The 17,433-nt window shown below is 60.1% G+C and carries 17 protein-coding genes and 3 pseudogenes; 10 read left to right on the top strand and 10 right to left on the bottom strand.

Annotation, left to right across the window (positions count from 1 at the left end; genetic code table 11):
- Positions 1-9 precede the first annotated feature (9 nt).
- Positions 10-951: a LysR substrate-binding domain-containing protein gene (locus tag JQC81_RS16355; RefSeq protein WP_203272902.1), complete on the top strand. Its 942-nt coding sequence runs from the start codon at positions 10-12 to the stop codon at positions 949-951.
- 191 nt (positions 952-1,142) lie between these two features.
- On the opposite strand, the pseudogene JQC81_RS33205 reads toward JQC81_RS16355, so the two are convergent.
- Positions 1,143-1,399, bottom strand: a pseudogene (locus JQC81_RS33205) (DDE-type integrase/transposase/recombinase); the annotation flags it as partial.
- A gap of 432 nt (positions 1,400-1,831) precedes the next feature.
- Positions 1,832-2,290, bottom strand: a complete 459-nt coding sequence (locus tag JQC81_RS16350; RefSeq protein WP_203272861.1) for an NADPH-dependent FMN reductase — start codon at positions 2,288-2,290, stop codon at positions 1,832-1,834.
- A gap of 82 nt (positions 2,291-2,372) precedes the next feature.
- Between JQC81_RS16350 and soxR (JQC81_RS16345) the strand changes: the two are divergent.
- Positions 2,373-2,833: pseudogene (gene soxR, locus JQC81_RS16345) on the top strand (redox-sensitive transcriptional activator SoxR).
- 317 nt (positions 2,834-3,150) lie between these two features.
- A protein-coding gene (locus JQC81_RS16340; protein ID WP_312887538.1) for an IS6 family transposase occupies positions 3,151-3,806 on the top strand; the annotation gives its coding sequence in 2 pieces (ribosomal slippage) (positions 3,151-3,583 and positions 3,583-3,806; 657 coding nt in all).
- A 934-nt stretch (positions 3,807-4,740) separates the two neighbouring features.
- On the opposite strand, the gene JQC81_RS16335 is transcribed toward JQC81_RS16340, so the two are convergent.
- Both JQC81_RS16335 and JQC81_RS16330 read right to left on the bottom strand, forming a co-directional pair.
- Complete coding sequence (locus JQC81_RS16335; protein ID WP_203272860.1) at positions 4,741-5,997, bottom strand: MFS transporter; 1,257 nt, start codon at positions 5,995-5,997, stop codon at positions 4,741-4,743.
- Positions 5,994-6,572, bottom strand: a complete 579-nt coding sequence (locus tag JQC81_RS16330; RefSeq protein WP_203272859.1) for an NADPH-dependent FMN reductase — start codon at positions 6,570-6,572, stop codon at positions 5,994-5,996. Before JQC81_RS16330 ends, JQC81_RS16335 begins: the two co-directional genes overlap by 4 nt.
- Positions 6,573-6,652: 80 nt before the next feature.
- Here JQC81_RS16330 and soxR (JQC81_RS16325) point away from each other — a divergent pair, with 80 nt between their 5' ends.
- From soxR (JQC81_RS16325) to JQC81_RS16310, 5 genes are all read left to right on the top strand, one after another.
- A complete protein-coding gene (gene soxR / locus JQC81_RS16325; RefSeq protein WP_203272858.1) occupies positions 6,653-7,114 on the top strand; it encodes a redox-sensitive transcriptional activator SoxR in 462 nt (153 codons plus the stop codon).
- 323 nt (positions 7,115-7,437) lie between these two features.
- On the top strand, positions 7,438-7,722 hold the full coding sequence (locus JQC81_RS33200; protein WP_246520473.1) for a DUF6597 domain-containing transcriptional factor: 285 nt from the start codon (positions 7,438-7,440) through the stop codon (positions 7,720-7,722).
- The gene (locus JQC81_RS16320; RefSeq protein ID WP_246520472.1) at positions 7,723-8,292 is read left to right on the top strand and encodes a helix-turn-helix domain-containing protein; all 570 of its coding nucleotides are present in this window, start codon (positions 7,723-7,725) and stop codon (positions 8,290-8,292) included.
- A 12-nt stretch (positions 8,293-8,304) separates the two neighbouring features.
- The gene (locus JQC81_RS16315; protein WP_203272857.1) at positions 8,305-8,727 is read left to right on the top strand and encodes a VOC family protein; all 423 of its coding nucleotides are present in this window, start codon (positions 8,305-8,307) and stop codon (positions 8,725-8,727) included.
- Positions 8,728-8,952: 225 nt separating this feature from the next.
- Positions 8,953-9,108: a hypothetical protein gene (locus tag JQC81_RS16310; protein ID WP_203272856.1), complete on the top strand. Its 156-nt coding sequence runs from the start codon at positions 8,953-8,955 to the stop codon at positions 9,106-9,108.
- Between the two features lie 66 nt (positions 9,109-9,174).
- Here JQC81_RS16310 and JQC81_RS16305 read toward each other — a convergent pair whose 3' ends face one another.
- On the bottom strand, positions 9,175-10,053 hold the full coding sequence (locus tag JQC81_RS16305) for a nucleotidyltransferase domain-containing protein (protein ID WP_203272855.1): 879 nt from the start codon (positions 10,051-10,053) through the stop codon (positions 9,175-9,177).
- 69 nt (positions 10,054-10,122) lie between these two features.
- Positions 10,123-10,968 (bottom strand): aminoglycoside 3-N-acetyltransferase, encoded by an 846-nt coding sequence (gene aac(3) / locus JQC81_RS16300; RefSeq protein ID WP_203272854.1) that lies wholly within the window; start codon positions 10,966-10,968, stop codon positions 10,123-10,125.
- A 176-nt stretch (positions 10,969-11,144) separates the two neighbouring features.
- Here aac(3) and JQC81_RS16295 point away from each other — a divergent pair, with 176 nt between their 5' ends.
- Entirely contained in the window at positions 11,145-11,699 is a 555-nt protein-coding gene (locus JQC81_RS16295; protein ID WP_203272853.1) for an AAA family ATPase, read from the top strand.
- Positions 11,700-11,836: 137 nt separating this feature from the next.
- Here JQC81_RS16295 and JQC81_RS16290 read toward each other — a convergent pair.
- Both JQC81_RS16290 and JQC81_RS16285 read right to left on the bottom strand, forming a co-directional pair.
- Positions 11,837-12,979: pseudogene (locus tag JQC81_RS16290) on the bottom strand (IS3 family transposase).
- Between the two features lie 338 nt (positions 12,980-13,317).
- Positions 13,318-13,941 (bottom strand): TetR/AcrR family transcriptional regulator, encoded by a 624-nt coding sequence (locus JQC81_RS16285; RefSeq protein ID WP_203272852.1) that lies wholly within the window; start codon positions 13,939-13,941, stop codon positions 13,318-13,320.
- Between the two features lie 78 nt (positions 13,942-14,019).
- Here JQC81_RS16285 and JQC81_RS16280 point away from each other — a divergent pair, with 78 nt between their 5' ends.
- Positions 14,020-14,634, top strand: coding sequence for an NAD(P)H-dependent oxidoreductase (locus tag JQC81_RS16280; RefSeq protein WP_203272851.1), 615 nt, complete (start codon positions 14,020-14,022; stop codon positions 14,632-14,634).
- Positions 14,635-15,466: 832 nt separating this feature from the next.
- Here JQC81_RS16280 and JQC81_RS16275 read toward each other — a convergent pair.
- Positions 15,467-16,798, bottom strand: coding sequence for a replication-associated recombination protein A (locus JQC81_RS16275; RefSeq protein WP_203272850.1), 1,332 nt, complete (start codon positions 16,796-16,798; stop codon positions 15,467-15,469).
- 59 nt (positions 16,799-16,857) lie between these two features.
- A partial coding sequence (locus JQC81_RS16270) for a tyrosine-type recombinase/integrase (RefSeq protein WP_203272849.1) occupies positions 16,858-17,433 on the bottom strand: 576 nt, incomplete at its 5' end.

The following is a 17,433-nucleotide window of genomic DNA, read 5'->3' as shown; positions in this document are numbered from 1 at the left end:
TTGAAGATGATGAACCGCATGCTGCCAGGAACGCGGGCGCTCAGGACATTTGAGGCGGCTGGAAGGCATTTAAGTTTCACCCGTGCGGGCGAAGAGGTAGGGTTGACACCTGCTGCAGTCAGCTACCAGATCAAGGAGATTGAGGAGCAGCTGGGTATCGTACTTTTCAAGCGGACCAGCCGCAGGACTCAGCTCACACCAGCGGGGGCTGTGTTGTTCGAGGCTGCCGCCGACGCACTGAATAGGCTGCAGCGCGCCACGGGCCGCGCCCGGCGGCTCGCCCGAGGCACCTCGCACTTGCGTGTATCGCTAAGCGCCAGATTCGCTACGAACTGGCTCTTGCCCAGGCTCCCGCAACTCAGGGCCTCGAACCCGGGCCTGGAATTGACCTTCGACATCTCCGATGAGATGCGGGACTTTGAAGCCGACGACATCGATATTGCGATCCGGTTCGGCACCGGCCGGTATGAGGGCTTGTGTTCGGACCGACTGTTCGACACGATCATCGTCCCTGTCTGCAGCCCGAGGCTGATCGAGAGCGGCGCTCGCCTGGAAGAGCCGCGGGATCTGCTCGAGCACACACTCTGTTATGTGGACTGGAGAACCGACGGTATGGTCTGGCCGAACTGGCGTATGTGGATGGCGGCAGCCGGCATCGAGGACTTCGACGACAGCCGATGCGTCGGGTTCCCCGACTCAAGCTACGTTGTGCAGGCAGTATCCGAGGGGGAGGCTGTTGGGCTCGCTGATCTGGACATGATCGCTACGGATCTGTCCCAAGGGCGATTGGTGAGATTATTCGACATCGGCCTGAACGTTGCGAAGGATTATGCCTATCATCTCGTCTACCCGGACAGCAGCAGACAGGATCCAACGGTGCTGGCTTTCCGGGAATGGATGTTGGATGCGGCAACTCAGTCAATCGAGCCACCAATGCGAGTCCCTGGATAAAGCTCTTCTTAAGCCTTCGCAATTTGATCGATCTCTGGTCCCTGTGAAGCATCACCCATAGGATTGGTCGAGACCAGCCCCGCCAAGCCTTACCACGCGGGAGGGACACCTGCTCGCTTATGACGTCGCCCACTGGATGACCTTTCTGGCTGCTGCCCTCCAGCTCAATGTCTCTCCGGGTCTGATATCGCGTTTTTACAGTAACCATTCGCCCATGGACTGGCCCGGCTCAATGTAAGCCGTCCTGGTTCCCAGAGCCATGATCCACTGATGCATGGCTTTAGCCACGAACTCGGATCCGTTATCGGACCGACTATGGCTTGGATGCCACGCGGATGAACAGATCCGAGGGCACGTCGAATGCATCCACGGCCTTGAGCTTCCGGTTCACCTGGATGGCCATACATTCGCGTGTGAACTCGTCGATGACGGTGAGCATGCGGAACTTGCTTACTCCTCGCCACGTCGATCATCTTGCTGGGTCACGACAACAACCTCCGGGACTGAGGTTATCCTTCGGAGCGTCTCTCCACCTGAGAAGGGTGCAGAGTACGGTAGAAGAACGCGCTCAAGGCCGATATCACGAAGTAGATGATCATTCAGCGTCTCAGTTCGGGCGAAGCTGTTCCGGGGTGTATGATGCCTATTCCTATAGGGCAGTCGGATGGCCAATGATTTGAACAGAAGCATAGGCCCGAGAAGGATTCGGTATCGAAGAGCACTCAGAGGCATCGTCGTTTCCTTGGAGAGGATGTCTGTGCGGCCGGTCAAGGCACGACAAATGTGGAGAAACAGTGCGAGGTCGCGACCACCAGCACGAGAGGACGATCGGGAATGAAAACGAAGGTCTGGCGACCTCCGCAGAACAAGTGCTTTCAAGTCAGTCAGGTTGAGACATGGCCACATCGCGTTGCTTGGATCCCGCGCCTCGGGAGCCTTGATCGAAATCGCGCGGTAAGCCCTGTGAGTAGCCCCAGATCCTATCCTTCAAGGCTCTGAGGACGATTGGGGTTTGGTCGGATGCATGGGCCTTGGCCTGCCACTCGCGATAGGCAGAGTCGATCAGGAACTTAAAGGGCGCCGGGTAGCTGTGGTTGTACTCAGGGGTGACGATGATGAATGCATCGGCATGCTCAAGGCGGCTTTTGAGCTGCAGAGGGCCCGCACCGTCGTGCTGTTCAGGACGGAACGGCAGGTCCAGCTCTGCCGGGTCAATCAGGTCAAGACTGAAGTCGCCTCGGCCCCAGATCTCGTTCGCAGCCCAATTTGCAACTATGTCGCAGAAACGCCCTTCGCGCGTACTGCCATAAATCAAAGCGAGCTTGAGAGGATAAGTCATGCGTTTGTCTCTCTATCGTTGCCGACTGGGAGACTGGGTGATAAAACCTCAACTAAAGTTGAGGTCAAGAGGGATTTTTGGGATGGGTAAAGGCGCCCCCGGAGCCTTCCGTCGGGAACTCACCGTGGGCGAAGTCGCGGCCCGCAGCGGCGTGGCTGTCTCGACACTCCATTTCTATGAAACCAAGGGGCTGATCCGCAGCTTCCGCACTCAAGGGAACCAGCGGCGCTATTCGCGCGAGGTGCTGCGGCGAGTAGCAATCATCAAAGTGGCGCAGGGACCGGGATTCCGCTGGCGGAGATCCGCAAAGCGTTGTCGACCCTTCCCGAAGGGCACACTCCGACGGCGGCGGACTGGCGTCGGCTCTCGGCACAGTGGAAGGCGGATTTGGATGATCGCATCGCTCGTCTCATGCGGCTGCGTGATCAGCTCAATGATTGTATCGGTTGCGGCTGCCTGTCCACGGAAGCATGCCCGTTACGCAATCCTCGGGACGAACTCTCCGAACAGGGACCAGGGCCGCGGTTGCTTGATCCGGAGTAAGTGAGTGCATTCCGCCGCTTACAACAGCTTCTTCCAGCGTCACCTCATATCTTGTCCAACTCTCCGGTTATCCAGGTCAGAGGCGGCGAGCCAATGGTAGTTTGCGAGCACAGCCGCATGAGTGAATTAGCCTCCAGTCCTGATGCAGTTCGGCTGTCGTTCCAGTGACGAACAAAAGCATTAGACAGCAAAAGATCGACTCATATCTATAGTCGGCTTTGTCGCAAACGTTTTGTTTCAAAGTTTTAGCTACTGAGATAGTGGTCTCAGTAGCGGAGGAACGGGTGTTCAAGGGCAGGCATTTTGATTGATCCGCGATCCTGCTCTGCGTGCGGTGGTACTTGGCCTCGAATCTGAGCTTTCGGAACTTGGAGGGGATGATCGCTGAGCGCGGCATCTCCGTCGACCATGCGACCATTCACCGATGGGTTGTCCGCTACGCGCCCGAACATCTGAAGCGCTTTAACTCACGTAAGTGCCCCGCCACTGGCAGATGGCTCATCGATGAAACCAACATTAAGGTCCCCGGACGATGGCTGTACCTGTATCGAGCGATCGACAGAAACGGCGACACGGTCGAATTCTGGTTCAGCAAACGCTGCAATCTGGATGCCGCCAAGCGTTTCCTACGCAAAGCCCTGAAACGGCATGGCCGGCCTGAACGGATCGTGATCGACGGCAGCCAGACGAACCGGGAAGCCATCCTGTCCTGCGATACTACAGACCGGCTCCAGAATCGATCAAGGCGCCGCCTGAACCCATTCGCATCCGGCAAAGTGCCTACTTGAACAATCGAATTAAGCAGGATCATCGCGTCATTAAGAGGCGGGTGCGGCCGATGCTGGGCTTCCAATCCGTTAGCACCGCTCGTGGCGTCATTGAGATGATACACATGATGCGTAAGCAGCAGGCGAAGTGCGCCTACAATCCACAGCCGTCATTGGCGGACCAGTTCGATCTGCTCGCTGCCTGAGTACGTCATGAACACCTGCTCCTCACTCGCCCCTGCTCCGGACTTGCGACGAAGCCAATGCTCGTGGTGTGAGTGTCCCCGCAAACAGCACATCGGTATGCACCTATTACCGCTTGAGTCCATCGCCCTGCAGTAATCACGCAGGCGAGATCAACTATTGTGCGTCTAAGGGGTAGTCGAAACTACTGAACTCTGATATTGAACCTGCCCCGCGGATCTTCCGCACGGTTCACAGCCCCAGCCAGAGGAGGCGTTACATGTCTATGCGACTTTGCACGTATCGACGCGCCGCTCTCCTCGTCACACCTTTTGCTGCTGGTGACTCCGATGAAACCGACCTTATTCCCTCTGCCCTTGGTAGGGCTCGCCTTCCGCTTTGAGTTCATTCGCGTTCCGCGCAAGCCCGCGAACGATCACAAGCAGCCTGTACCGACCTTCGAGTTGGTCGAATCGCTGAAGCGCGAGGTCAGCCCCCATATTCTTCGTGACATAGGGGTTGACAGAAGACGGACCGATTAACAGTCCGACTGAATTGTCTTCTGCGATAATCGCGCTAGCGACCGATTGTGTGCGTCGCCACACATCGGCACGTGGCTGTCGTGTCTACATAGATCTTGCGATGCCGGAACACATCGCAAGCGCCCTGGCGGGAGGTCTTGTGCTCAGCCTGAGTTTGAACCGGCGGGACACGTTAGTCGTTGTCCTGACGTGGTGTTGCAACCGGCATCATAACGTTCGCCCTGACAGGGAACTCCGTATGTCGACCTCTGTCAGGGCGTTTTCGGTTGATGTGCGTTGACGCGCTTTCTAAGCGTTCTATCTTCCGAGCCGTGGTCTCTCCCTAAATCGGCCGCAGGCGCCTTGGTTGAGGTTTTCGGACAGCACCTCCGCCAAGGCGTTTTCTTGAGTGTTATGCGATCAAGGCTAGTGTCGCTCAATCAAGGTTCAGTTTTGCAGGCTCGCGCTTGCTCAGTATCACCCCCACGATTGCTATCGATGCTGCCGCTATCAGGGCTGTCCCCATATCCCGGAACGTAGCCTGATAGCCGAACCATTCAATCCAAGACTGGCTCACCAGCGGGGACAGAAACTGACCCAAGAAGATGCTGGCTGTTAGCCCGCCGGCAATACGCCCGCGGGATGATGGAGGAGCAATCAACATCGCACCTGCCATGAGGCTGGGCATGATTCCGCTCATGCCAACTCCTGTGATCACAAGCCCAGCGAGAACCAGACTGTGTGAGGCAGCGGAAGCCATGACGTAATAGCCGGCGGCCATGAGGCTGAATCCGAGGACAAACATCCCCAGAAGCGGGATATGCTGCCTGACCTTGCCGTAGACCAATGAGGTGATCGCACTCGAGAGAGTGAACACCCCGATCGTCACGCCAATGAGACTCGGCGCATTGACGCCGAGTGAGTGCAGGTAGAAGGGGAGCTGAGTCGGAATGAGGTAGAAGATGACACTGTTGAAGGCACCTGCCAGATACAGCGCTGTCACAGCCATCAAGGGAAACCTCGATAAACCTTCAGAACCGGATAAGAGTTCCCCGCGCTTCGGTTCCGCCAGATAAACCAGGACGGCAGGCAGGACTAGGAAGGCGAAGCCATAGATAGCAAACGGCATGCGCCAGTTGGCTTCTGCCAAAAGGCCTCCAACGGTCATGAACAGCAGGCCTCCTATGCCGGTAAAGGCGGCCTGCCAGCCCATAAAGCGGTCCCGCTCGGCCCCGGAGAACAAGTCACCGACGAGGGCAGTTGAGGCCGTCATGATCCCGGCTACCGCCGCACCAAGCAGGGCACGACCGACTAAAAGACCGTGCAGGCTGTCGAGCACAAGACCCGACAATCCGGCAAAGCCGTAAAGGAGGATAGAACTCACAAGCACCCGCCGGCGGCCAAACCGATCAGTCAGGCTTCCAGCCACAGGTGCCACGATGGCGATAACGAGGGCTGGCATGGTGACAAGGAGCCGCGTCAGCAGAGCCGCACTCTCAGTGGCAGCGAACGTCGCTTCAATCGCGGGCAGGGCAGGGGAGATTGCCGTCGCTGCCATGATCGTCAGGGCGCTGACAAAGAGCAGGGAGAGGGTGGGGCCGCGTGGATGCCGCTGAGCCCCAGCATGTGAAAGGCTCTGGTCACGAGCCGGGACAGCGGACCCCGCCAGCTTCGTAGGGCTTACCGGATTCATGCCGCCACCTCACCGTAGGGGACCACCTGGCGCGCCTCGCGCAGAACCTGCGCCCACCAGCGCAGACGCGCCAGCATAGTTGCCATGGCTTTGCGAGGCTCATCAGGCTCAAGCAGGCGCCCGTTGGCATCGAACCTCACCCAGGGATTGGCGAAGCTCACACCGTCCCGCAGCGTCACGGCATGCAACTCGGCAAAGACGAGGCGCAGTTGTTCGACCGCCCGTAGGCCTCCCGAGATGCCGCCGTAGGACACGAACGCCACGGGCTTGGCCTGCCACTCACGATGAGCTGAGTCGATCACGAACTTGAGCGGGGCGGGGTAGCCATGGTTGTACTCTGGCGTGACGACGACAAAGGCATCCGCCGCACCCAAACGCCGCCTCAGTTCCGCCAGGGCGGCAGTATCGTCCTGCCCCTGGCTAGACGTTAGACCCAACTCGGCTGGATCGATCACATCGAGGTGGAAATCGTTCCGGCTCCAGATCTCCTCGGTCGCCCAGTTCGCGACGGTGTCGCAGAAGCGGCCTTCCCGTGTGCTGCCGTAGATCAGCACAAGCTTGAGGGGGGTATTCATCGCGTCGTCTCTCCATGATTGCCTATGGGGAGACAGGTTGATAAAACCTCAAGTAAGGTCGAGGTCAAGAAGGATTTTGCATGGCCAGGGTGACCCCCGAGTCATTCCACCGGGAACTCACGGTGGGCGAAGTGGCAGCCCGCAGCGGCGTGCCCGTCTCTACGCTTCACTTTTATGAGCAAAAGGGGCTGATCCGCAGTTTTCGCAGCCAAGGCAACCAACGCCGCTACGCACGCGAGGTGCTGCGCCGGGTGGCGATTATCAAGGTGGCGCAGCGGACCGGCATTCCACTGGCGGAGATCCGCGGGGTGCTCTCGACTTTGCCGGAGGGCCGCACACCGACGGCGGGCGACTGGAGCCGGTTATCGGCGCAGTGGAAGGCGCAGCTGGATGAACGGATCGCCCGGCTTACGCGCTTGCGCGATCAGCTCACGGACTGCATCGGCTGTGGCTGCCTGTCGACAGCGGCATGTCCGCTGCGCAACCCCTTCGACGAACTCTCTGAACAAGGTGCAGGCCCACGTCTCCTGGATCCTTCGTAATCCAAACGGACGCTTGATCAGATCGCTGGTGAGGATTTCACATCAATGAATTTGTCTTGCCTGCACGGCTCCTTGCACAACCACCCGATCATGCATTTCAACGACCTAAACAAGGATGGCCCAGGGGCAAAATAGTCTTTCCTTGCTTGATGTAACGGCGACCCACAGGCCCCTCTTTGAGGTCGCAACAGTGCGATGCATTGCTTACGGATCAACCATCGAGCGGCCGCTTCTTTGGTGGGCCATGTTTCGGCCTATTGAGGAGGATCCTTCCGAGTGGCATGTTGCCGATGGCCCGGGACCGTTCAGGAAGGTTATCTGTCATGCCGCATGAACACGCGCCGATTCTGGCCAGCCGGGCCGGGGGCTATGTCGAGGCCCGTCCCATGCCCCGGCTGCTCCCACACTTCCAGTGCGTGTGGATGAGCTCAATCTCCTCGGACCATTCAGGACCTGTTGCCGTCGTTCCCGACGGCTGTGTCGACCTCCTGTGGCGGGACGATCGGTTCACGGTCGTGGGTCCCGACATCACCGCCGCGACCCCGGAACTGGGACCGGGTTCCATCGTTCTCGGCATTCGCTTCAGGCCGGGAGCCGCAGCCAAGTGATTGAGACGACCCCTGACGGATATCGTCGGGCGGGAGGTTCCGATAGCAGAGTTCTGGGGAAGCACGGCCGACCGCATCGCGGATAGGATCAGAGCGGCATCCTCGACAAGAGACAGGCTCCGCGTCTTGCAGGAGCTTCTGGCCGCCGAGGCACTGAGGGTGGAGCACCCGCGCCAAGAGGCAACGATGATCTTCAGGTTTCTCAGGTCGGACGCGAGTGCCGACGGGCGCAAGATCAAGGCACTGCGCGAACGCCTTGGAGCCAGCGAGAGAACCTTGCGCCGCCGATGCGATGAGCTTTTCGGCTACGGCCCGAAGACCCTCGCCCGGATCTTGCGCTTCCAGAGGTTTCAGGCTCTCGCCCGAACGGATGCCGATGAGCGACTGGCCCTCCTCGCGCTCCGCGCCGGGTATGCCGATCAGGCCCACCTCACGCGTGAGGTCCAGTCCCTCTGTGGGATGACGGCAGGCGAGTTCGTGCGCCAGTTGAAGGCCTGGGTGGCCGTTTTGTTCAAGACGGCTCCATCTGGCACAGCCATGCTGTGGCCCGTTGTGACTGCCAGAACATAGAACGGAGGACGAATGAAACCACGCATTTCGGTGTTGACGCTTGGGGTCGATGATCTGGAACGGGCTGTTGCGTTCTACCGCGATGGTCTTGGGCTGCCGACCGAAGGCATCGTCGGCAAGGAGTTCGAGCACGGAGCGGTAGCCTTCTTCGACCTTCAGTCCCAGGTGAAGCTGGCCGTGTGGGCTCGTGATGATGTTGCCCACGACACGGGACTGCCAAAGACACCTCCATGCCCGACAGGATTCACGATTGGGCACAACGTGACCCGCAAGGACGAGGTGGACCCAGTCATGGAGCAGGCCCGCAAGGCTGGAGCTAAGATTCTGAAGCCAGCCCACGACACGTTCTGGGGCGGTTACGCAGGATACTTCCAGGATCCCGACGGGCACGTCTGGGAGATCGTGTGGAACTCTGCCTTCGTTCCTGTGGACTGAGTCTGGCTCACGTCCTGACGAGTGGCCGCTGTCGGATTACCTTCCAGGATCATCTCCGGTGGCTGGGTCGGAGTTGATCGGAATTTCCCCCGACCAAAAAGTATGCAAATTCAGCAGGTTGAAAGGTTTCTAGAGGTCTTTGCTACCAAATGCCTGATATTTGTTTAGAAAGCTAAATGTCTGACTCAAATTGGCCCCGGGTCGGCAGTGGCGCTGCATTTCTGCGTGCAGAGCCTCATTGCGAGCTTTGGCGGAACGCTGGCCGTGATCCGCTCGCAAGGTGACACCGCATGGCCGCTCGCGACCTTCTCGTCGATCATGGCCATTATCGTACTGATCGCCCTGGGGCGGTTGCGCTACCAAGGACGCGTGCGGGCGTAATCCAACGAGAAGTCGGGCGCCTCGCCCGACTTCTCAAACATCTTAGAGATCAAGAGCCTCGGTTGGCTACAGCCCATCCGGCAGTTTTCCCCCGTGTGCCGCGCATGGCGCAGTCCTTCGCTCCGGCCATACTTTCGCTGCCGTAAGCGCGTCGGCTACGACATACCGCATCAACTTGAGGCCATCGAGACAGCGTGACACCGATAGCTCTGTGACTTTGCCGCTCCTCACCAACAATGCGTCCTGGATAACGGAATGCCACTGTGCTGGATATTGGTTTAGCCCCCATTGTCCCGCCTCGGACTTAGAGACAATGCGGCGCGTACCAAGGGTGCAGGCGACCCGCAGGCTTCCAAGGACGCCCCAGGCCAAGACCGCGGCGTCCACGGCTTCATCAGCTGTCTTGCGAGCAAGAGCCGTGCTGCCCTGTTCAATCCAAGGCTCCCAATAGGTTCTCAGATTGTTGATCTGAAAAGCCACGAGCGCGGCGGGATCCGTCGCAACGGCAAAGGTCTGTGGTGGGCTGCCCCGCACTGCAATTCCATGTTCGGCCAAGCAGAGCCAAGTCGCCGGGTTGATCTCGAAGCAGAGGTCCCCGGCGCGAAACACCCCATTGACGCTAAAGGGAGCCTGTTCGTTGAGGGCCGGCACTCGCCCAAGCTTTGCCCGTTCGATGTAGAAGCCGTCGAAGTGCGGACCCTCTGATGCTGCCATAGCGGCGTGGATCCGAGCTAGACTTTGAAGCTGGGACTTGGATGGGGGGTCGGCAACCAGTGCAACGAAGTCGATGTCGCTTAGTCCCCCCTGGAAATCGCCGAGGGCGACAGAGCCAACAAGATAGACACCCTGAACGAAGGTAGCGTCCTCTGTCTTAAGGAGTGCGAGGTACTCGCGAACTCTTCGGGTCACGCCTGCTGGCAAAGCCGCAGAGTTTTGTCTATCCATCGCCCCCTCGTGGAAATACGCTGTTTCTCTGAAAATGGCCGAACTAACAACCTCTGGAAGGCGCTTAAATCAAAATGGTGTACCTTCTCCGCCAGTCGGCTCTCCCGAGCTGTCAACGTGATGCGCCAACCAAGTAACGGCGAACGCGCATACGGCTGCTGCATCAACAAGTACTGATGGCGCCTCGCCAACCAAACCCTGCGTACCGCGCCCGCTGGCGAGGAACTCCCGGACGATTAGCGCGAAGTAGTCGTCATCGAGATCGGCGACAACTGGCACCGAAGTGTCGAATTCCTCGATCATGCGCCATGTCACGCCCCCGGGTGTGGCCAAGGGCACCTCGTAGCGGCGCAGGCGCTTGTTTGGGATGGCTGCTAAATGTTCGGCATGATGGAGCAGCGTCATCGTGTCGAGCGGGGCACCGACCAGCAGCACCTTCCCGCCCGCCTCCACTAGCTTGGCAAAGGGCGATCCCGCTCCATAGCCGTAGTCGAGGGGGTGGTCCGCAGTAATCCAATCGGCCCGGGCGCCGATGGCCGCGACAGAGGCGCCCGGATTGCCGCTGCGCCGCGTACCAGGGGTCGTGCGGATGAACTCGGCGAGCACTCCGTTGCCGCGGATGGCACGGGAGGCGGAAGGATCGAAAGGCGGAATGTGCGGGCGCCATTCGGGCGGAACACACCCGTCCTCGCCCAGCAGCTCATCGTAAGCCCCGTCCCAGTCGGTATAGGCGAGAATGGTGCCGGAAGGCCCAACCGCGTCTAGTAGGGCTCTGATGAGCGCGTCCGGCCCGTTGAGCAGCCGTCCCACCCGGCTCATGGCAGCGTGCACCATGATCATGTCACCGGCATGCACCCCGAGATGCTTCAAATCGTTGCTGAGTGAGGCGCGCGTGTGGAAGACTGACGCTGTCATCCGCAAACCATCGCAAGTTGGTCTTCGTCCGTCTATGGGGTTGTACGGCTGACTGCCGAGCAATGGAAACACCCGCGACCACAACTGCCCGCGCGGTGCTGGCTCTCAATCGTGTCCTTACGCCATCGGACACATGACGACTTGGCATATCCCGTCTTCTGGGCCAGCATTCGCCCATGTCTTATCCTCGACTATTTATCATCACAGGTGCAATGGCCGCTGGGAAATCCACCGTTGCGGAGAACTTAGCGCGCCGGCTGGACAGGTCCGTGCATCTCCGGGGCGACATTTTCCGGAAGATGATCGTGAACGGGGCCGCGAGCATGGGGCCGGACTTGACCTTGGAAGCATCCCGACAGCTCGCCCTGCGCCATCGTCTCGGCTGCCAGGTCGCTGAGCGGTACCTGGAGGCAGGGTTCTCAGTTGTCTACCAGGACATCCTTGTCGGCCGGGCCCTCGAGGAAGTGGCCGAACGCCTGCACCATCTCTCGCCCACAATCGTGGTTCTGGTTCCGAAGGTCGAGGTCCTTGCCCAACGCGACCGGGATCGGGCGAAAACAGGCTATGGTGAGCACTTCCCTCCTGACGTTCTTGCCTCCGTACTGGAACACGACACACCGCGGATCGGCCTCTGGATCGACAGCTCGGATATGTCGGTCACCGAGGTGGTTGAACTCATTCTTCGGGAATTCGCCGGGACCGAACAGTTGGGAACTGCCAATGCCCGCTGATTCACGTGCCATCGCCGGCACCGGTTGGCGCTGCCCGGGTATGCGGTCCCAATCCGATTACAGCAGCTCAGCTATCCTGTGATACAGGTAAGATGCCGCTTGGTCTTGCTTCGGTTTAGTGGAGAGCGGTTTGGTAGCTATCCGGCCAGCTTTTCGAACTGAACCGGACTGACATAGTCCAGTGTCGAATGACGCCGGACAGGGTTGTAGAAGCCGTCGATGTAACGACCAATGGCCGCCTTGGCCTCAGCTCTGGTCTGGAACACCGTGCGCCAGACCAATTCGGACTTCAAGGTCTTGAAGAAGGTCTCGACCACCGAATTATCATAGCAGTTCCCTTTCCCGGACATCGAGATCCGGATGCCGTGCTTCCTCAGCTCGGCCTGATACTCGATCGAACAATATTGACTGCCGCGGTCCGCATGATGGGTCAGCCCCTCACCGGGTCTTCGGATCGCCAGAGCCTTGCGCAGCGCCTCAAGCGCCAGTTCCTTGTGCAGCCGGTCACTCACCGCCCAACCGACCACCCGCCGAGCGAAGAGATCGAGGATCACGGCCAGATACAGCCATCCCTCACCCGTCCACACGTACGAGATATCCGCGTTCCACTTCTGGTTCGGGCGCTCGGCCGAGAAGTCCTGCTCGAGCAGGTTGGGCGCAATCGGAAAGCCATGTGGCTATCGGTGGTGCGTTTGAACCGGCGCTTCTGCCGGGCTTTGAGCCCATTCTCCCGCATCAGCCGGGCGGTGCGGCGTCGGCCCACCATCAGGCCCTCGTCCTGCAACTCGCGGGTCATGCGCGGGCTGCCGTAGGTCTCGTTTGAGAGGGTGAAGGCCGAGCGGATGTGGGCTAACAGAACCAGATCCTCCCTCTGGCGCGGACTGGCCGGACGAGAGCGCCAGGCGAAATAGCCGCTGGGACTGACATTGAGGACCTGGCATAGGCGTGTGACGGGGAAGCTCTCTTTCGCCACATCGATGAACCGAAACTTCATCGACTTCCCTCCTTGGCGAAAAAGCCGTGGCCTTCTTCAGGATCTCCCGCTCCTGACGCAGGATCTCATTCTCCCGCCGCAGCCGCTTCAGCTCGGTGGCCATGTCTTCCTGCCGCTCTTCGGGCGGGTGGTCGATCTCACGCTCGCGGCGGCGATCAAGCCAGTGGCGCAGGGTCGACAGGCCGACCCCGAGATCCGCCGCAACCTCACGCCGGCTGCGGCCGCTGGTCAGGGCGAGCCGCACCGCCTCATCCCGAAACTCTTTCGTAAAGCGTGTGTGGGGCATGGAGATCCTCCTGCTTCATGAGAGACTCTCCAGTTTTTCGAAGCAAGACCAGCAGCTCCCGGGCCGAATTCCAGGGAATGATACCTTTGGGCACGAGGCGGAAGTACACCAAAGGTCGGCGATGCGGTGACAAGCGGACCTTCAATGCAGCTCCGTAGTATTCATCGCACGACCGGGCACTGGACAGCGTCCACGCACTCCAGGGAGTCGAAAGGCGGCCATCGCGGCAGGACGCAAGAAGCCCCGCGTTCCGCCAGGGAGCGCGGGGCTTCAATCGAATCATCAACCTGAAATGGTCATGGATGGAAGGGCGACGGACTATGAGGCGGCCGCTTGCGTCAATGCTCGAAGCTTCGGCTGACGATCGACATAATCGTTTCGAATAGCTCGTCCTGTGCCTGTCGAGCTGTAATCTCGCCGGCTACGGCGGCATGGGACAGGGCATCGGCGGCCCCGAGCAGGGCCCAGAAGCTGGCTAGCGCAGCGCCTCGTGCCGGGGTGAAAGCGGCCAGCGCCCTGCGGCACCTTTCTATGAAGGCCACCTGGTACTCCCGTTTCACCGCTTCCATCTCCGGCGAACCCGCTAAGGCGGCCAGCACGCCTGGCATTTCGCGCCCTTGCGTGAGGACACATTCAACATAGGAGGTAGCAATGGCTCTCGCTGTCGCCTCCAATGTCAGCTTGTTGGCCTCAAGCACTGCGTCGAAGATCGCCGTCTGTCGCGCGTCGAAGTCCCTATAGAGCGCGATCAGCAAGCCGTCGCGCGTGCTGAAATGATCATAGACGACCGGCTTGGTGACATCGGCCTTATCCGACAGCCTCGGGAGGGTCAAGGCATCCGTGCCTTCCTCGCGCACCAATTGCCAAGCCACGTCCAGAAGTTGGCGATGCCGCTCCCCCCGGGACAAGCGGCGGCGTGGCCTGAGCTTGGAGGCGTGTTCTCTTGTGCGGGCAGTTGACATGCTTATATACCGTTAGTAACTTACTAAAAGTATATTAGGTTCAGATCTGAGCTGCAATCACCTACCAGGAGTGTTGCCATGCACGCCCTCATCGTCGTTGCACATCCCGATCCCAAGGCACTCACCCACAGTGTTGCCGACCATCTTGCCGAGGGCGTGTCCTCCTCCGGCCATACGTTCGAGATCGCGGATCTTGCAGCGGAAGGATTCGATCCGAGGTTCATCGCAGCCGACCTGGCTCTCTATCATAGGGAGGCGCCACCCCCTGCTGATGTTGCCGCCGAGCAGGCGAGGATTGATCGGGCCGACGCGCTCGTGCTGGTCTATCCCGTGTACTGGTGGTCGATGCCCGGGATGCTCAAAGGATGGATCGATCGTGTGTTCGCCAATGGCTGGGCCTACGATGAGGCCCCGGATGGCAGGATTGTAAAGAAGCTTCGCCACCTTCGGGTCCACCTCGTCGCAATTGGAGGTGCCGATCTGCGAACCTATGCCCGACACGGCTATTTTGGCGCTATGAGAACACAGATCGATCATGGGATCTTCGACTACTGCGGCGCACGGGTTGGGACGTCAGAACTCCTTGTCCCAGCGGAAACACAGAACTCACGTTCTCATCCCGATGCTGCGTATGCCATCGGCCGCAAGATCTTCAAGGCAGCGGAGCGACGCGAGGATCCCAAGGCGGCATAAGCGCGTCGTCCACAGGGCTGCCGGTATGTGACAAGCCGATATCGCTGCCTGTCCATTACGTTCAGCCCGCACAAGGTGATGGCGTGAAGGCTAAGTCTCGGAAGCCACGGAAGAAGGGCTCTGGAACTGTTGGACAGGAGATTGCATCCGAGCCGCTTCCGGAGGTAGAGATGCCTGCCCCATCAGTCGTGTCGAAGGTGGCCCAGTGCAGGATAACGAAGCGCCTGGCCGCCGCGGCTCAACTCCCGCGCCATGAACGCTGGAAGGGGCGGCTTCACCCCGCTGCCTGGTAAGTTCAATACCCTGTCGGATTTTCAGACTCACCTCCCAACGCCGCAACGACATCAGCCGGTGGTACGCCGCGATGCCACAGGACGTAGACGGTGCGATAGCGCGGCGGCGCCAGGCCAGCGGCCTGGCACGCCACAACAGCCTGATCGTGCGCCCTGCGAATGCTACCAAACGGCGCCCTGTCGCCCTGCCTCCAAGCCGAGGAGCGACAGCTCAGGATAGCGCGCCAGATGATGACCTGTTTCAGGTGCGGAAACCTGCGGCCTTTGCGTGTAGTCTTTGGTCTGAAAGCCGGGCTCGGCACATTCTTCGCGTGTTCTCGGGCAAGCACGAAGCGACGCTGGAGAGCGCGGTGGGAGAGATCATGACCTTCATCATTCGGATTTGCGCCGCGCTGCTCTGCATCGCGTAAAGCCGTCCGTAACCGTGCGATCCGCCAGGCCGGAATGGTTTCGAAAGGTGAAGCGTTCATCTCATTCCGCTTTTGTATCGTTGCTCTCGTACCATGCAGGGGCGGAACTGGCCCCATCCCGAGTTTCCCTCAGCTGCTGCCGGGCTCTTCCGGGGGATACTTTGGCTGCGGCCGACCGGTAACGCGCTCCCACCAAGCGTCAGCCCGCGCCTCGAACGTCTGACTGCCTCGGCCATCACTCTGGTAGAACTGGCCCGGCTGAATACCGGGTGCGTAGGTCTGCTCAACCCAGCCGCGGGGATCATCATGCGGGAACTGGTAATCCACATGGCCCAGTTTGGCTGCTCCGGCATAATGCCCGTCCCGCAGATGCGGCGGCACCGGGATCATCGGCTGCGATTTAACATAGGTCATCGCCGCTCCGATGCCGCGACAAGCCGAGTTAGACTTCGGCGCCCGCGTGATGTGCAAGGCTGCATGAGCGAGAACGATCTGGGCTTCCGGATAGCCGACGTGCTGGACGGCTGTGAGAGCAGCTGCCGCGGTCTGCAGGGCTGTGTTGTCGGCAAGCCCGACATCCTCCGAGGCATGGATGAGAATGCGGCGGGCGATAAAGCGAGGATCCTCCCCAGAATGGATCAGGCGGGCCAACCAATACAAGGTGGCGTCTGGATCCGATCCGCGCATCGCTTTGATGAAGGCCGAGATCGTGTCGTAGTGATAATCGCCTTTGCGATCGAAGGGCAGGGGAGAGGCCTGGTAGACGTCCTCCACCATGGCTCCAGTGATCGAGACGGCCGAGCCGGGGGCGGGTCCAAGCACCAGTGTCTCGAGGGCATTCAGCACGCGGCGGGCGTCCCCTCCGGCCCGCCCAATGAGCTGCTTCATCGCATCCGCCTCAAGGTGGATGTGCAAATCCTTGTGGCTGGCGAGGAGAGCAACAGCCCGCTCCACCACCTGCTGCAGGTCCTCCAGCGAGTGCGGCTCCAGCTGGAAGATGGATGCACGGGAGACCAGGGCAGGGGTGAGCACGTGATAGGGATTGCCGGTCGTGGCGGCGATCAGGTCGAAGGTACCGGTTTCGGTGAGATCGAGCAGATAGTCCTGCTGCGCGCTGCTGAAGCGGTGGATCTCGTCGATGAACACCAGGATGTCTTTTGCCTGAGCCTCCTGAGCCACAGCCTTGATGTCAGAGACATTGCTACTGGCCGGATGAAGGGAGCGGAACTCCTTCTTCATCTCTTGGCCGATCGCCCGGGCAATCGTGGTTTTACCGACCCCTGGCGGGCCAAAGAGAATCACCGTGCCGAGACGGCCGGCCCGGACGCGCCGCCTCAACGGTCCGTTTGGACCCAGGATATGCTGCTGCCCAATGAGCTCGTCGAGGGTTTGCGGGCGGATCTCGGCGGCAAGCGGCTTGGGACGCTGCTCCTGGGCCTTGGAGAAGAGATCAGGTTTCATCACGGGTCAGGGCCGGTTTGAAGGAACAGGGTGAGCGTACTCCTACTCGATCTGCATGCTTAATCCGCAATGCTTTCAGCATTGAGCGGATGGAGATCGCGGACCATCTGGTGGAGGCGGGAGGTATCCAGATGGGTGTAGATCTGGGTGGTCTCGATGCCGGCATGGCCGAGCAGTTCCTGTAAGACGCGCAGGTCGGTACCGCCTGAGTGCATGTGGGTGGCAAAGGCATGCCGCAGCACGTGCGGTGACACCCGCTCAGGGCTGGCCAGCCCTGCGGCCACAGCAGCTTCCTTGATCTCGAGCAGAGCGGCTTGGCGCGTCAGGGCCTTGCTGCTATTCCGGACAGAGTGGAACAGCCACTGGGTTGGCTTTCCCCCGGAATACGCACTCGCCAGCTTCTGCCAGTGGGTGATAGCCCCAATGGCTCGGTCATGGAGAGGTACGAGCCGCTGCTTATCGCCCTTGCCGCGCACCAGCAGCATCCGGGTACTGGAAGGAGTCGCATCGGAGGGCAGAGACAGGGCCTCGCTGATGCGCATGCCCGAGGCATAGAGGGTCTCGAACAGGGCAGCCCGTCGGGCATAGCCGGCCTGACGGTACAGCCCGACTGAGGGATCGGCCGCAAGCCTATG

Source organism: Microvirga arabica (assembly GCF_016811235.1).
Classification (GTDB): domain Bacteria; phylum Pseudomonadota; class Alphaproteobacteria; order Rhizobiales; family Beijerinckiaceae; genus Microvirga; species Microvirga arabica.
Note: the sequence above shows the minus strand (reverse complement) of the source record. Positions and strands in the feature narration are given on the sequence as shown.

What these genes read in the sequence shown, in the direction of transcription:
- JQC81_RS16305 (WP_203272855.1), bottom strand. Translation starts at nt 10,053, where the DNA reads ATGGATAGACAAAACTCTGCGGCTTTGCCAGCAGGCGTGACCCGAAGA.
- JQC81_RS16350 (WP_203272861.1), bottom strand. Translation starts at nt 2,290, where the DNA reads ATGACTTATCCTCTCAAGCTCGCTTTGATTTATGGCAGTACGCGCGAA.
- JQC81_RS33200 (WP_246520473.1), top strand. Translation starts at nt 7,438, where the DNA reads ATGCCGCATGAACACGCGCCGATTCTGGCCAGCCGGGCCGGGGGCTAT.
- JQC81_RS16335 (WP_203272860.1), bottom strand. Translation starts at nt 5,997, where the DNA reads ATGAATCCGGTAAGCCCTACGAAGCTGGCGGGGTCCGCTGTCCCGGCT.
- JQC81_RS16285 (WP_203272852.1), bottom strand. Translation starts at nt 13,941, where the DNA reads ATGTCAACTGCCCGCACAAGAGAACACGCCTCCAAGCTCAGGCCACGC.
- JQC81_RS16280 (WP_203272851.1), top strand. Translation starts at nt 14,020, where the DNA reads ATGCACGCCCTCATCGTCGTTGCACATCCCGATCCCAAGGCACTCACC.
- JQC81_RS16295 (WP_203272853.1), top strand. Translation starts at nt 11,145, where the DNA reads ATGTCTTATCCTCGACTATTTATCATCACAGGTGCAATGGCCGCTGGG.
- JQC81_RS16355 (WP_203272902.1), top strand. Translation starts at nt 10, where the DNA reads ATGAACCGCATGCTGCCAGGAACGCGGGCGCTCAGGACATTTGAGGCG.
- JQC81_RS16330 (WP_203272859.1), bottom strand. Translation starts at nt 6,572, where the DNA reads ATGAATACCCCCCTCAAGCTTGTGCTGATCTACGGCAGCACACGGGAA.
- JQC81_RS16275 (WP_203272850.1), bottom strand. Translation starts at nt 16,798, where the DNA reads ATGAAACCTGATCTCTTCTCCAAGGCCCAGGAGCAGCGTCCCAAGCCG.
- JQC81_RS16315 (WP_203272857.1), top strand. Translation starts at nt 8,305, where the DNA reads ATGAAACCACGCATTTCGGTGTTGACGCTTGGGGTCGATGATCTGGAA.
- soxR (WP_203272858.1), top strand. Translation starts at nt 6,653, where the DNA reads ATGGCCAGGGTGACCCCCGAGTCATTCCACCGGGAACTCACGGTGGGC.